Source organism: Providencia sp. PROV268 (genome assembly GCF_028477805.1).
Taxonomy (GTDB): domain Bacteria; phylum Pseudomonadota; class Gammaproteobacteria; order Enterobacterales; family Enterobacteriaceae; genus Providencia; species Providencia stuartii.
This window is the reverse complement of record NZ_JAMPLW010000009.1, coordinates 45,778-60,950: the sequence shown is the minus strand read 5'-3', so window position 1 is coordinate 60,950 and position 15,173 is coordinate 45,778. Positions and strand designations below refer to the sequence as shown.

Genomic DNA, 15,173 nt, shown 5'->3' with positions numbered 1-15,173 from the left:
ATAATATGCAGAGGGATTATGAAAAAGAAAATATTAGTTTCGATATTAAGCCTTTTATTAATATCAGTTACGGGGTGTAATGATTCTAATGAAAGCTCAAATACCACTCCATCTCAGAAAAATAAAGCAGAACAATCTGAGTCAAAACAGAAAAACACTAACTTCAATGAAGCTAAATTGGCCCAAAAGATTGAAAAAGGTAATTTATGGACATATGCCATTGAGGAGGAATTTGGCAATATAATAAGGAAAAAAACATCAGTGATATCAGGTGGTTTAAATCCTAATATTTTAAATAATACAAAAAGTGTATTAGATTCATTCAGTTCTGATAAAAATATGACACTTAACCTTCCGGCTTTTAAAGCAATTGATAACAAAACGGATCTAAAAAATAGGGCAGAAATAAGTGGAAGCTTACTGTCATTGGACATTACTTTTTCAATGCATTTCAATAATTCAGAACTAAATAATATCAAAGAAGCATTTGATTATATGGCGACGCTTTCCCCAGAGATCCCTGAATTAGACGCTGCAGGTATTGCTTATGGTAAAAGTTATGTTGATTTATATGAAAAAATGATAAAATTAGGTGATTATGCCATTATCAAAAAAACATATCGTTTAGATGATTATGCGCAAATGCAAGTGTTATACGACGATGCTAAAAAAGCCTACATCAAACTTATTGATGAAAAAGAAAAATTAGAAAATGCATATGAAAATTATTATCAAGATATGCATGTTGAAGAGCTTAAATTAGTGAAGGAAAAAGGCTTAATTATTCGTTTTCAAATTATGAACTCATTGGATCTACTGTCTAATACTATTGAGTCAATGGAGCCAGAGAAAATTGATTTGAAAGTACTTTCTGATGAAATTGCTAAAATTGAAGCTGAGTCAGTCGAGTTAGAAAAATTATTCGGCAATGAAGTGTTACTCAATAAAGAAAACATAAAAAGCTCAGATTATGCAGTTAAAGAATATTTAAGAAAATATCAACAAATTGTTATCGAGTTAAAAGTGTTAGAGAAAAAAGCTAAGGAAGGCAAGAATGTGTCGAATGATATTGATACGATTTTTATAAACTATGAATCCTTGATAAAGGATTATAATTCATTAATAACAAAATAATAAATTTTTAATAGAAATGTTAATTGGGCTAACTCAGTTTTGAGCTAGCCCTACGAACTAAGTATTAATATCATCAGTGTTAATTCTTAACGGAAAATTATTAAGATAAATCAAAGGTCGTGAGATATCACGGGAGAAACAATTTTGTAATGAGTCAATGATTTCTCATTAAAACGTGTCAATAATGCTACCTTGTTATTACCTGATAGGTATGCGGATAAAATATAGATATTTTTGTTTTCTGCGAAAAATGCTGACATACCAAAGGGAATGGCTACAGGGTTTTGCTGTTAGATGATTTCTCTCTGGTGTTTGATATACAGCAAAAGGCGTTAGAGTAAGTCAAAACTATTGTACCTAATAGTCTGGTGAATCAATGGCTCCCTAGTTAGCTTAGCTAGCCAATAAGCGCTGAGGGCTATCAAACAAAATTAAGCATCTTTTTGCTCTAAGAATAAGCGACTCAGCCGCGACTATCCGCGTGCGCCAAAGCAGTGGCAACAGAAGCCACAAGAAACGCTTTATACGCTCCATCCTATATAAAGTGAAAGAAGACGGCGGCGATGTGAAGAAGGCTGCTTAAACTGCTCTCGTTTCAAATTTAAAAGATAAGCAGCTCTACCTCTATGAAAGTGGAGTGGTAATTTATGGCTTTCTGTGGTGATTAAACGGCAAATTCTCGGGGTAAGCGATCTCCTTATTGCTCGTGTCGATGGGCTAATGGGCTTTCTTGAAGCATCAAATAGCCTCTATCCTCAAGCAAAGCACTATGCCGCTTAAAACACTACGATGTGTTTATGGTAGGTTTGAAACCTGTTTATTGAGCTAGATGAACAGGAGAATAAATCAGGCAATAAGATTTGGTTACAGGGATGACACTGTAATGGATACACTGTCTGATGATTTTTGTTTCTCTGAAAATATCTCAAGGTCATCTATACGATAGGTGCTGTTCATCGTTTTGCCGCTGACGAACACTAAGTGGGTATACGGAACGAAAATAGTATCTTGAAATGGCTGTACATTGGTCTACTTAAGGCTCAGAAAAATAGATGATGCAAACCTGTAACTGAGCTTGAGTGATAAATGAAGTTGTCTCTTTTGAGAAAGTATAAGGGATAGCCCAAAGGTATATTAGGTGAAAATTTTACTTTGAAGTGGAGTAGGGGGGAGATGGCTGGGGTACCAGGATTCGAACCTGGGAATGCCAGGATCAAAACCTGGTGCCTTACCGCTTGGCGATACCCCAATATATCAGATTTTTTATCCCTAGTTAGGGATGGTGCGGGAGGCGAGACTTGAACTCGCACACCTTGCGGCGCCAGAACCTAAATCTGGTGCGTCTACCAATTTCGCCACTCCCGCAAAACATGGTGGCTATGACGGGATTCGAACCTGTGACCCCAACATTATGAGTGTTGTGCTCTAACCAGCTGAGCTACATAGCCATGTCATACAGTAAAACTGCTTTTTTAACTTCACTGCATGGGATTCAAGACAACCTACGAAGAGGAGAAGATGGCTGGGGTACCAGGATTCGAACCTGGGAATGCCAGGATCAAAACCTGGTGCCTTACCGCTTGGCGATACCCCATCCGAGGATGTCTTCTAAATTCGTTAATTTAAGATGGCTGGGGTACCAGGATTCGAACCTGGGAATGCCAGGATCAAAACCTGGTGCCTTACCGCTTGGCGATACCCCAATCTTAAATTCAATAACCGAGAAGGAAATGGTGCGGGAGGCGAGACTTGAACTCGCACACCTCGCGGCGCCAGAACCTAAATCTGGTGCGTCTACCAATTTCGCCACTCCCGCAAACATGGTGGCTATGACGGGATTCGAACCTGTGACCCCAACATTATGAGTGTTGTGCTCTAACCAGCTGAGCTACATAGCCATCTTTTTTGCATTACCTTCATCGGCGTTGCGGGGCGCATTATGCTAATTACAGCTAAGACAGTCAACTGCTTTTTTCACTATTTTTGTGAAAATGCGTCCGTTTGTTTGATGAATAATCATTTTGTCGATAAAGACAGCAAAAAACAAGTCATTCATCGAAAAAACTGTGACATGTCACGTGAGAGTAATTGTATCCATCTTAATATGTTGGGATGCCAAACTAACAGTGAAATGGTGATCCAAAAGATCTATCAACGCACGATTTGCCTGTTTTTGGCGTTAAGGGAAAAGAATCTAATCCAGAGCAAAAACCAGAAATGGAGCAACAGTTTCTGGTTTTTGCTGGTGGGATTGTGAGATCAGTTATCAAGGAGTTTTTGGAGCAACTCCCCATTGAGCATAGCGCGTTTTGTTAAGGCGAAGGCGCCGATTGCTGAGGTATGCACTAATTGTGAGGTAACTACCGGTAAGTTTTCACGGAACTCTTTGAGTGTTTGGGTATCGATACAACTTTGGATAGCTGGCAGTAAGACTTGCTCGGCTTCCGTAATATCACCTGCAATAACCACCTTTTCAGGGTTAAACAGGTTGATTGCGATAGCAATGGCTTTACCGATTTGGCGGCCGACATGCTGTATCACCTCTGTCGCCAGAGGGTCATTTTTATTTGCAGCTTGGCAGATATGCTGTATAGAGCAACGTTCTAGTGTGAGTGAGCTAGTAAAACCTTGTTCTAGGCGCTGTTGAACACGGTTTTCAATAGCTTGATTTGAGGCGATAGTTTCGAGGCAACCAAAATTACCGCAATGGCACAAATCACCTAGAGGGTCCACTTGGATATGACCGATTTCACCGAGGTTACCACGGTGATTTAGTAAGATTTCATTATCAATGACCAGTCCGGCACCTGCACCGCGGTGGATCCGAACAAGTAGTGAATCTTTGCAATCTTTTGTGGCTCCAAAGTAGCTTTCTGCTAAGGCAAGGCTACGGATGTCGTGCCCAACATAGCAGGTAATTTTGAAATGAGCCTGCAAATTATCAATAAGGTGCCAGTTATCCACTTTAATGTGTGGCATATAGTGAACAATGCCGCTGTGTGGGCTAACAAGGCCGGGTAAAATGACTGAGATGGCTATAAGCTCTTTAAGACGGCGTTGATTGAGCGCAATAAAGTCTTCTATCGCTTCAATCAGTTTTTGCTCTACCGCTTGCTGAGAAGGCGCTGAGATTGGATAGTGGGCATCGACAAGTAGCTTGCCGCTTAAATCATAAAGGGCGATAGTGGCATCATAACGACCTAAGCGCACACCTATCGTATGAAAGTTTTTATGCTCTGATACGATAGATATGGCACGTCGCCCCCCTGTAGAGGCTTGCTGGTCGACTTCTTTAATGAGGCCGCGCTCGAGTAGCTGACGAGTAATTTTAGTGACACTTGCGGGGGCAAGTTGGCTCTGCTCTGCAATTTGGATGCGAGATATAGGACCATGTTGGTCAATGAGGCTATATACCACGGCACCGTTGAGTTGTTTTACCAGATCAATATTACCAATTTGCTTTAGCGAGTGACTATGGTTCATCAGCTATATACTCATTTTTTGTAGACTTCCTCTCCGTTGACATAGGTTGAAAGGATTTGGAAGTCGTGGTTAAACGCAGTTAAGTTCGCAACTTTACCCGGCGCGATAGACCCTAAGTGGGATTCGACGCCAATCGCTCTAGCGGGGTAAAGTGTTGCCATTCTTAATGTTTCATCTAATGCGATACCGACATGTTCTACCGTATTTTTAACTGCTTCAATCATGGTTAGTGACGATCCACTGAGGGTTCCGTTCTCATCAACACATAATCCATTCCGGTAGTATATGGTTTTGCCTGCAAAGATAAAATGATCCATTTCACCAGTTTGAGGATCAATACCAGCAGGCGCGGTAGCGTCCGTAACTAAAACTAATTTATCACCTTTCAACCGTTTACTGTTACGAATATTTGCCCATTGTACATGAAGACCATCTGCGATAATGCCAGCGTACACTTCTGGAGTATCATAAATTGCCCCTACTAAACCAGGTCCGCGACCTGAAATATATGGCATGGCATTAAAGAGATGGGTTGAGAAACGGATACCCGCTTTAAAGCCGAGGCGCGCTTCTTCGTAAGTTGAATTTGAATGGCCCGCAGAAACGATAATGCCAGCATTGGTCAATTGGCGAATATAAGACTCACCCACGATTTCCGGTGCTAAGGTGACCTTGGTAATCGCATCTGCATGAGCGGCTAAATAATCAATCATTTGCGCAGAAGGCTGACGAATGAATTCAGGATTATGCGTGCCTTTTTTCACGATGTTGATGTAAGGGCCTTCTAAGTGTAGGCCGAGCGCTTGATGACGATGTGTTTTTAAGTACTCCATCATCACTTCTACCCCATGCTTCATCAGTTCATCGGAACAGGTAATTAAGGTTGGTAGAAAACTTGTGCACCCAGAACGCTCATTGGCTTTTTGCATTATCTCCAGATGCTTCAATGTCACATTTTCTTTGTTATCATTGAATTGGACGCCACCACAGCCATTGACTTGTAAATCAATAAAGCCGGGAGAAAGAATAGCACCTTGTAAATCGTGCTGCTCGATATCAGAGGGAAGTTCATCTAATGGGCAGATATCTTTAATAAGAGCACCATCTATGATGACAGCATGGTTATCTAATCTTTCATGACCTGTATAAATAATACAATGGGTTAATGCGTACATGGTATTTGGCTCCTGACTTCTGGAGAGATAAAACATCGGGTCACCGACCTGCTTCCACAGGTCGGGTGATCGAATGATTATGAGTTAAATTTTTCGATAATGTCAGATTCTAGCTGCGTAAAATATTTGAGTGTTTTTACTTTTAGCTCAAGCGTTGCGGGTTCATCACAGACGATCAATGCTTTTTGGTGCATTTGCACACAACTGATAGTCCATAAATGATTAACTGAACCTTCAACCGCAGCTTGAACGGCGTTGGCTTTGTTGGCGCCCGTTGCCAATACCATCAGCTCTTCCGCATCCATTAATGTTGCGACACCTACAGTAAGGGCAAACTTCGGTACTTGATTGACATCATTATCAAAGAAACGTGAGTTAGCGATGCGCGTCTCGGGGGTTAATGTTTTGATACGAGTACGAGAGCGTAATGATGAGCCGGGTTCATTAAAGGCAATATGACCATCATTACCGACACCACCCATAAATAGATTAATTTTGCCATAAGACTTAATTTTATCTTCGTAGCGTTGGCATTCAGCATCCACATCCGATGCGTTACCATTTAGCAAATTGATATTTTCTTTTTGAATATCAATATGGTTAAAGAAGTTTTCATGCATAAAAGTATGGTAACTTTGCGGATGATCTTCTGGGATACCCACATATTCGTCCATGTTGAACGTTACAACATGTTTAAAGCTCACTTTGCCTGCTTGATACAACGCGATAAGCGCTTTGTATGTCGCAAGCGGAGTTCCACCGGTCGGCAAACCTAAAACAAAAGGGCGCTCGGCTGTTGGGTTAAAAGCGTTGATTTTATCTGCAATATATTGTGCAGACCAAATCCCAACGTCGTGAGCAGTTTTTAGTGGGAGAAGCCTCATGATACTTTACCTCTAGTAACAGTCTGTTAATTCTATGAAATCTGAAAGATCGCCATACTCTTTATGGCTTAAGTTACATGACATTTGTTGCAAATCAGCGATTGTACTCAATCGCCAGCATGTAACTTTGCTATTTTGAGTTGCTATGCCCCTGACTTTTTATTAACTAACTATAGGAAATTTCAGGGAGTATCGATTCTCTATTAGCTATACAGCTAAATCCAGTAGATAAGTTATTTTTAATCATAAAATAAGTTTTCAATAATAGCCACTAATTTAGGTGGATAATGAAAATTATCATTGACATTTATCACAAATCGAACCTATTTATTTTGTATCGCGAAAAAATTCATCTAGACTATGAAATTGCTACACTCAGACACCTAAATTATTATTATGGTGTATGAACAATAAGATCCTGTGAATGGGGCAATAATAGGGCTTTAAAGGGGGAGTTCGTGAATATTCTTAGCTACTTACAGCGGATCGGCAGGGCATTGATGGTGCCTGTGGCTGTACTGCCAGCCGCCGCAATCCTTATGGGGATTGGATATTGGATTGACCCAGATGGGTGGGGCGCCAATAGTGCAATCGCAGCGTTACTTATTAAATCAGGCGCAGCTATTATTGATAATATGTCTGTGCTGTTTGCCATTGGTATTGCCTATGGTATGTCGAAAGATAAAGATGGTGCAGCGGCGCTGACAGGGTTTGTGGGGTTCTTAGTGGTGACAACGCTGTGTTCACCAGCTTCTTACTCCATGATTATGAATGTTCCGCTTGAAAACGTTCCTGCTGCCTTCAATAAGATTAATAACCAGTTTGTGGGTATTCTGGTCGGTGTGCTCTCGGCTGAGCTGTATAACCGTTATAGCGGGGTGGAATTACCTAAAGCGTTATCATTCTTTAGTGGACGTCGTCTGGTTCCAATCCTGACTTCTTTCTTAATGATTATCCTTGCTTTCATTCTAATGTACGTATGGCCAGTCGTTTATAATGCATTAGTCTCATTCGGTGAAAGTATCAAAGATTTAGGTTCAGTGGGCGCAGGTATCTATGCCTTCTTTAACCGTTTATTAATCCCAGTTGGTCTGCACCATGCCTTGAACTCTGTATTCTGGTTTGACGTTGCAGGTATTAACGATATTCCTAACTTCCTCGGTGGCGCGAAGTCAATTGAAGAAGGTTTAGCGACGCCAGGCATCACAGGACGTTATCAAGCTGGTTTCTTCCCTATTATGATGTTTGGTCTACCAGGCGCTGCTTTGGCTATCTACCATTGCGCTCGTCCTGAAAATAAAGCCAAAGTTGCAGGTATTATGCTTGCGGGTGCTTTTGCTGCCTTCTTTACAGGTATTACAGAGCCACTTGAATTCTCATTCATGTTTGTGGCGCCTGTACTGTATGTGATCCACGCCTTATTAACCGGTATTTCTATCTATATCTCTGCCACAATGGAGTGGATCTCAGGATTCGGCTTTAGTGCAGGTTTAGTGGATATGTTACTGCAATCACGTAACCCTCTTGCGCTGCAATGGTGGATGTTGATTGTTCAAGGTCTCGTTTTCTTCTGTATTTACTATGTTGTTTTCCGTTTTATGATCACCAAGTTCAAACTGTTAACGCCAGGTCGCGAAGTGAGTGCAGGTGATGAAACAATTGACGGTTATGATGAAAACTTGAGCTCAGCTGATAGCACAGATAGTGATATTCAGAAAGAAGCCCGTCAATATGTCGCAGCTGTCGGCGGAAGTGACAATATTACAGGTATCGACGCATGTATTACTCGTCTTCGCTTGAATGTGAAAGATTCCAGTATTGTTAATGATGCGATGGCTAAACGCCTTGGTGCCTCAGGGGTTATTCGTTTGAATAAACAAAGCGTGCAAGTCATTGTAGGTACACGTGCTGAACTGGTCGCATCGGCGATGAAAGAAGTGATTGCGAAAGGCCCAATTGCAGCTTCTGCTTCAGCAACAGAAACTGAAAAAGCCAAGATAGCCGAGCCTGTGAAAACAAAAGGTGAAACAATTCTTTCACTGGTAGCACCTGTCAGTGGTGAAGTGTACTCCCTTGATGATGTGCCAGATGAAGCTTTTTCTAGTCGTATCGTTGGCGATGGTATTGCCATTAAACCAACCAGTGATGAGGTGCTTGCACCAGCATCAGGAACCGTCGTGAAAATTTTCGAAACTAATCATGCGTTCTGTTTAGAAACAGAAAATGGTGTTGAGTTAATTGTTCACATGGGTATCGATACTGTCGCTCTAAAAGGTGAAGGTTGTGCGCGTTTAGTGGAAGAAGGCAGTGAAGTGAAAGCCGGTACACCGATTCTGAAGTTGGATATCGCTTTCCTAGAAGCTAACGCTAAATCGATGATCAGCCCTGTTATTATCAGCAATATCGATGATTTTGCTGGTGTTGAAATTTTAGCTAACGGAAATGTGACCGCGGGTGAAACCGTGATCTACAACGTGCTAAAATAGTGGTTTGCTAATCAGTTATTGACAGAGTCAAAGGGAGGCGTAAGTCTCCCTTTTTTATTTATATACTCAGGGCTATATAAGGGTTGCCATTATACTTCGTCGTTGTCTTACTGAAGGGGCGATACTCACCGCGCAAAGTCGCTATTATGCGTATGCGATTTCGGATTTAAAGAAAAGTTTTGATTACAGTATCGCAATAAACACAGAAGAATCGATAACAGAAGCATTGAGCTATTTTTCAATGCTCCATGCAAAACATCATCGCAAAGTGGCCTTATGGTCATTAATTCAAGATAAAATCACTAAGTTATGGATAATTAAAAACTAATTTATCTATAACAATAAAGTATAGCCGAAACCATACTGCAAATTGGCGGCTTGATTTGGCATAAGAATAATATCCCAACTATTCTTATGCTCTTCACGTGACAATGAGACTACTCATGACAGTCAGCATCGCAGTGACAAACCGGAAAGAAACATTTTTCACATATAAAATAGGTATCAACCATTAAATTTCCTTATGTTACCTTTCTAATTGATAACATACAACACAGCCTTGAATGCGCCAACATGGCTTCTTAAGTCCGTCTTCACTCCAAATTATTTCATTCTGTTACCTTACAATATATTTTATGTCTAATTCGGCTAGTGAATAATGCTCATTATGCGTATTTGTGACTACATAAGAGAAATTGATGAAAATAATTGCTGACTTAATCCTTAATTCCTATAATTTGAGCACTATATTTAGGATATGGACGTTTAGATTCAAGCGGTCCATCAATTGCATTCATCATTTGATGGGCCACGGGTTATTTTTAAGTGCCATTTTTTATTAATTTGGATTGATTTGTCAGGACAGTATTAGCGTATTTTAACCTTATGAGCCTTGGGTGACGGCTAAGGGCGGTAGCGTATCAAAACATCAGAAATGCTTTACTTTCCAAATTTGAGTGAATACATCACCTCGCCGCCGAATTGTTTCGGGAAAATGAATCATAATGCCAATTGCCTTTGCTTAAATAAAAGGCTCATCGAATGAAAATTTACCGCCCATTATGGAATGAAGGCGCATTGCTCTCTCCGCAACAATTTCAACAGCAAGCGCAATGGGAGGCTTTCACTAACCAAGGTGTTTCCGGTTTATTCTCTCCCTTTAACTGGGGAGTGAAAAGTTGAACTGGATGAGTCATTTTTGTCGTCCGGTCGTTTACAAGTTCATCAACTAAGGGCATGGTTGCCGGATGGGGCGTTAATAGATACCCAAGTCAGTGATATCACTCCAGAGCCCCGAGAGTTAAATTCCACCGCGTTATCTCAAACTGACAGCATTGTGCTGGTGCTGGCCTTGCCACTCCTTCAACAAGGGATCATCAATGTTCAGAAAAAAGGGGGCTTTTCTGAACGTTCCCTTCGTTATCAGGAAGAGTGGGTGAATGTGCCGGATGTGTTTGGTTAGGATGATGAATCCATGGCAGTTGCCCGTTTTAATATTGCTGTCCGTTTTCAGCATGAAAATAATGATGCGTGGCAAACGAGTCCTATTGCACGCCTAACTCGTGATGGTCAAGGTGGCTGGGCAATAGATAGAACATTTATTCCCCTCCATGACGCAATTTTCAGCAAGCCGAGAATTACAGGAACGGTTAGCGTTGCTGAATCGCCAAATACGCTCCCGTTGCCAACGACTGATGTCCATGCGCCGTGAGAGCAATGAACGTTTAGCTGATTTTGCCGTCGCCGATGTTTCCTTATTTTGGTTGTTAAACGCCTTAAACTCCCATGCTAATGTCCTCATGAGTTATGAACGCTACCCACAGCGCCACCCTGAAATCATTTGGGCTGAGTTGACGCGTCTGGCGGGGAGTTTATTAACCTTTTCGTTAGAGCATGATCTCGCGACCATTCCTGCCTATGTCCATGACGACCTCGAAAATACGTTTCCACCGTTGTTTGACTTGCTGAGCACCTTGTTAGAAACCAGCTTGCCGTCTCGTGTGATTGCACTTGAAATGACGCGCCCAGATCCACAAACTTGGCGAGCTTCATTGCATGACCTCCGACTCAGAGAGGAAGCGGACTTTTACCTGTCTGTCCGTTCAGATAAAACGGCGTGGGAAATTGCCGAAAAATTCCCAACGCTATGCAAAATTGGTGCGCCCGATACTGTTAACACACTTTACAGCAAAGCCTTAAATGGTATCCCACTCACCCCAGTTGATCGCGTGCCTGCGGCACTGCCTGTGCGCATGGAAAACCAATACTTTGCGCTGGATATGGAGGCGCCGGAGATGCGTGAAATGTTGGAAGAAGGCGTCTGTATGCTGTATGTGCCATCTTTATTTGGTTTCTTAGAGTTAGAACTGTTTGCGGTATTACGCTCATGAGCCAATACATTGATATCGATAAACTCATGGCAAAAACCTGGCTGATGGTGACCCAGCTAAAATACGGTCGGTATGACCACGATTCAGAGTCCCTTTACGATACGTGTTGTCAACAAATTGAGGTCGTAAAAAGTGCATTGGGACAAACAAAGTTGGCTCCCGAAGATGTTGAACACATTATTTACGCGCAATGTGCATTATTGGATAAAACGGCGATGGAACTATTGGCTCAAGGTGATGAAGAGGGGGAAGCATTCTACGCTTGGCGAGTTGCGCCCTTGCAAACGCGCTATTTTTCATCGCTGGATGCAGGGGAAGCGTTATGGGATCGTATCCGGTCAGTGTTGGGACAGTCTCAACCGGACGATACCGTATTAACCTGTTTTCACCGCGTCTTGATGCTCGGTTTTAGCGCCCATGAGGCAACAACTGAAACGCTAAGTTCCGAGCAGAAAGTATTGATGGATAAACTCTTTGCACAGATTTCACCGCCGGAGTCTACTTTGCCATTAGTTATCCAACATCAGCAAAAATCCAGCCTGAAATTAATACGCTCTTTCGGGTTTTGGAGCGCGTTGTTGCTTATTGGTATTGCCGTCATCACTTGGGGCGGTCAAACATGGCTCAATCAATTGCTTTCTGTGATGTAACCGCTTCGTCCATCGATTTCACTTCTTATCCATTTCTGAGGGAATAGAATATGCCTAATTCAGTCATCAATGCATTAACACAAACTGTGAAGAACGCAGTTTCTCATGCCCGTTATCACTTAACGGTTCAAGACTGTCCTGATTTCTTAGATGTACTCAGCTTTGAGTCTGAAGAGGCCCTCAGCCAACCTTGGCGATATGAAGTGACATTAACGTGTATAAATGCGCATATCACTCCCGAGCAGATGCTACTGAAGTCGGGAACATTTACCTATCAAACGCCATTATTGCCCGGTTTTCCTAATCAATCGATACGAACGGTGTATGGAGTTATCTGTGAATTCAAACACTTGAAAACGTCTGCGGATGAAACTTGGTACAGCTTGATATTAGTTCCGCGTGTTGCCTTACTTCAGTACACCAAACGCAGTGAAGTGTATTTAAATCAATCGGTGACAGAAGTGGTTGAAAAGGTACTGCGCCGTCATGGTTTGGAAGGGGCCGACTTTGAGTTTCAGCTTTCTCGTGAATATCCAGTTAGAGAACTGATTACGCAGTGGCGGGAAACGGATTTAGCCTTTATTCAACGGCTTCTCGCCGAAATTGGTATCTATTGGCGAATGGAAATGGACACTCAATTAGAGTTGGATAAAGTGATATTCCATGACGCACAAGAGCACTATCAGTTTGGGGTCTCACTTCCTTATCGCCATGAGTCTGGCATGAGTGACAGTGGTCAAGATAGTGTGTGGGGATTGCAAATTTCGCATCAGGTGGTCAGTAAGGGCGTCGCAACCCGTGATTATAACTACCGTCAGGCATTAACACCACAGGACAGTACCGAAGCGATTTCAGGGTTTGAAGGAGTCACTACAGGGGAAGTGTACCACTACGCGGAACCTTTCTTGAATGTCGGTGATATTGATACCCCAGAGAGTGGGGCCTTTTTTGCCCAGCTACGCCATGAACGCCTACTCAATAGCCAATCTTTGGTATCTGGGCAATCGACCTGCCCGATACTGGGTCCAGGGCAAGTCTTAGAAATGAGTGGAGGTTTTCCTCAGCTGGCGAAAGGCGGTGTGTTAATCACCCATGTTCACCATCGTGGCGCTCGGGATTCTAGCCTTCAGGTGCAATTTACCGGGCAACTCTACCGTGAAACCTTCTGTTTCAGACCCCCTTTACTCCCTCGACCTATCATTGCCGGTACGTTGCCCGCACGAGTGGAAAGCAGTGAAAAAGGCGATACCTATGCGTGGCTCGATGAATTCGGACGCTATCGTGTGAAGTTGGATTTTGATAGAGAGTCGTCTGAGGCCGGTTTCGCCTATTTATGGCTACGTTTAGCAAAGCCCTATGCCGGGGAGACTTACGGTTGGCATGCACCACTGCTGGATGGAACTGAAGTTTCGGTGCAATTTGACGGTGGTGACCTTGACCGACCATATATTGCTTATGCGCAGCATGACTCTGAACATCCCGATCACGTGACACGAGATAACCATACCCGAAATGTGTTGCGTACGCCTGCCAATAATAAGCTGCGCATGGAAGATAAGCGTCAGGAAGAGCACATCAAGTTAGCGACGGAGTATGGCAAAACTCAACTCAATCTAGGTCACTTGGTTAACGCACAACGAGAACAGCGTGGCGCAGGGTTTGAATTGCGGACGGATGAGCATGGGGCTATTCGAGCAGGAAAAGGTTTGTTTATCAGTGCTGATGAACAACTAAAAGCGCAAGGCGAGGTATTAGATATGGCTCCAGCCGTGCAGCAAATCCAGCAAGCTAACCAACAGATGCAAACGCTGTCTCAAACGGCGGAAAAAGCCGGTGCACTCGCAGCTGATATTCAATCGCAAATTGAGCTCTTAGACTTTCGCTTACAGCAGTTGCAATCTGCCGTGTTACTTGCCAGTGCGCCGCAAGGGATTGCATTAACGTCCGGTGAACACCTTCAATTAAATAGTTTAGGTAACACGATGGTTAACGCAGGGCAACATCTTGATATGGGCGCGATGCAAAACTTATCCGTCGCTGTTGAAAAAGCCTTAGGGTTATTTGCACACAAAGACGAAGTGAAAGTGATAGCGAATCAAGGTGCTGTCGAAATCAGTGCTCAACATAATACGATGGATTTATTTGCCCAGCAGCAAATCACTATCACCAGCAGCGAAGATGAAATTGTGATATCAACACCCCACACGCTGACCCTTAACGGCGGCGGCTCATACCTAAAACTGAGCGGACAAGGTGTTGAACATGGTTCATCAGGCGATTACATCATCAAAGCCGCAAATTATGTGGTGCCAGGCTCGGGGGCCGATATCGCATGCGAAACGTTGCAGTTCGATGTGACGGATATTGAAACACAGAAGTTAGTGTCTAATCGTGCATTGCATGATTAAAGATAGGAATATTAATGTGAACAAACATATCAGCAACTTATTGATAATAATGATTTCTATTTTCTTTGTTTCTACCGTGCAAGGAAAAAGCAGTACGTCTCCAGAGAGTACAGTTTTTGAGTTTTACTCTAAATATCTAGCAGGTAATAGTGGTAGCCTATTCAAACTACAAAAAGAATATATGACATCAGAGTTGGAAATGAAACTGACGGATTCGACTGATTGTAATTATGATTCAGATAGATCTAAAGATGAATTAAAAAAAATATGTAAAAAAGACAGAGAATGTAAGGTGAATAATGGAAATACTATTTGTAACTGGCAGGGAACGTGGATTGAAACTGATGTTAACTATTTTTTAAAGTCACAGGACGATTCTTTATCGTGGCAGAAGAATATTAATGTGTTCCCTATTTCAGAAAATAAAAATCTAGCTTATGTTTTCTCTATTTTAGGCGATGGTTCAGATGAGAATAGATACCTTCTTATTGAACTAAAGAAGGATAAAAATGAATGGAAAATAAATAAAGTAATAAATACATATGATCAGGGGGATAAGTAAT

At 42.2% G+C, this 15,173-nt stretch carries 8 protein-coding genes, 7 tRNA genes and 1 pseudogene; 6 read left to right on the top strand and 10 right to left on the bottom strand.

Features of this window, described 5'->3' with window-relative positions; genetic code table 11:
* Nucleotides 1–18: 18 nt before the first annotated feature.
* The gene (locus PR699_RS08190; RefSeq protein WP_004917671.1) at nt 19–1,134 is read left to right on the top strand and encodes a DUF3829 domain-containing protein; all 1,116 of its coding nucleotides are present in this window, start codon (nt 19–21) and stop codon (nt 1,132–1,134) included.
* Between the two features lie 1,174 nt (nt 1,135–2,308).
* Here PR699_RS08190 and PR699_RS08185 read toward each other — a convergent pair.
* From PR699_RS08185 to nagB, 10 genes are all read right to left on the bottom strand, one after another.
* Nucleotides 2,309–2,383, bottom strand: a tRNA-Gln gene (locus PR699_RS08185).
* 31 nt (nt 2,384–2,414) lie between these two features.
* Nucleotides 2,415–2,499 (bottom strand) — tRNA-Leu (locus tag PR699_RS08180).
* Between the two features lie 6 nt (nt 2,500–2,505).
* Nucleotides 2,506–2,582 (bottom strand) — tRNA-Met (locus PR699_RS08175).
* 71 nt (nt 2,583–2,653) lie between these two features.
* Nucleotides 2,654–2,728, bottom strand: a tRNA-Gln gene (locus PR699_RS08170).
* Between the two features lie 34 nt (nt 2,729–2,762).
* Nucleotides 2,763–2,837: transfer RNA gene (locus tag PR699_RS08165), tRNA-Gln, on the bottom strand.
* A 28-nt stretch (nt 2,838–2,865) separates the two neighbouring features.
* Nucleotides 2,866–2,950: transfer RNA gene (locus PR699_RS08160), tRNA-Leu, on the bottom strand.
* Between the two features lie 5 nt (nt 2,951–2,955).
* A tRNA-Met gene (locus tag PR699_RS08155) sits at nt 2,956–3,032 on the bottom strand.
* 361 nt (nt 3,033–3,393) lie between these two features.
* Nucleotides 3,394–4,617: an ROK family protein gene (locus tag PR699_RS08150; RefSeq protein ID WP_004917681.1), complete on the bottom strand. Its 1,224-nt coding sequence runs from the start codon at nt 4,615–4,617 to the stop codon at nt 3,394–3,396.
* 11 nt (nt 4,618–4,628) lie between these two features.
* Entirely contained in the window at nt 4,629–5,792 is a 1,164-nt protein-coding gene (nagA, locus tag PR699_RS08145; RefSeq protein WP_014657736.1) for an N-acetylglucosamine-6-phosphate deacetylase, read from the bottom strand.
* Nucleotides 5,793–5,869: 77 nt separating this feature from the next.
* Complete coding sequence (gene nagB, locus PR699_RS08140) at nt 5,870–6,676, bottom strand: glucosamine-6-phosphate deaminase (RefSeq protein ID WP_004917685.1); 807 nt, start codon at nt 6,674–6,676, stop codon at nt 5,870–5,872.
* Nucleotides 6,677–7,134: 458 nt separating this feature from the next.
* On the opposite strand from nagB, the gene nagE reads away from it, so the two are divergent.
* The 5 genes and pseudogenes from nagE (at nt 7,135) to PR699_RS08115 (ending at nt 15,172) form a co-directional block, all read left to right on the top strand.
* Nucleotides 7,135–9,162 carry an N-acetylglucosamine-specific PTS transporter subunit IIBC gene (gene nagE / locus PR699_RS08135; protein WP_014657737.1) on the top strand — a complete coding sequence of 676 codons (2,028 nt, stop codon included), beginning with the start codon at nt 7,135–7,137 and terminating at the stop codon, nt 9,160–9,162.
* Between the two features lie 1,041 nt (nt 9,163–10,203).
* A pseudogene (gene tssK / locus PR699_RS08130) lies at nt 10,204–11,552 on the top strand (type VI secretion system baseplate subunit TssK).
* Nucleotides 11,549–12,202, top strand: coding sequence for a type VI secretion system protein TssL, short form (tssL, locus tag PR699_RS08125; RefSeq protein ID WP_014657738.1), 654 nt, complete (start codon nt 11,549–11,551; stop codon nt 12,200–12,202). The pseudogene tssK and the gene tssL overlap by 4 nt, the downstream one beginning before the upstream one ends.
* Before the next feature lie 50 nt (nt 12,203–12,252).
* Complete coding sequence (locus PR699_RS08120; RefSeq protein WP_014657739.1) at nt 12,253–14,610, top strand: type VI secretion system Vgr family protein; 2,358 nt, start codon at nt 12,253–12,255, stop codon at nt 14,608–14,610.
* Between the two features lie 16 nt (nt 14,611–14,626).
* Complete coding sequence (locus tag PR699_RS08115) at nt 14,627–15,172, top strand: DUF3828 domain-containing protein (RefSeq protein WP_158514054.1); 546 nt, start codon at nt 14,627–14,629, stop codon at nt 15,170–15,172.
* The last annotated feature ends 1 nt before the right edge of the window (nt 15,173 follow it).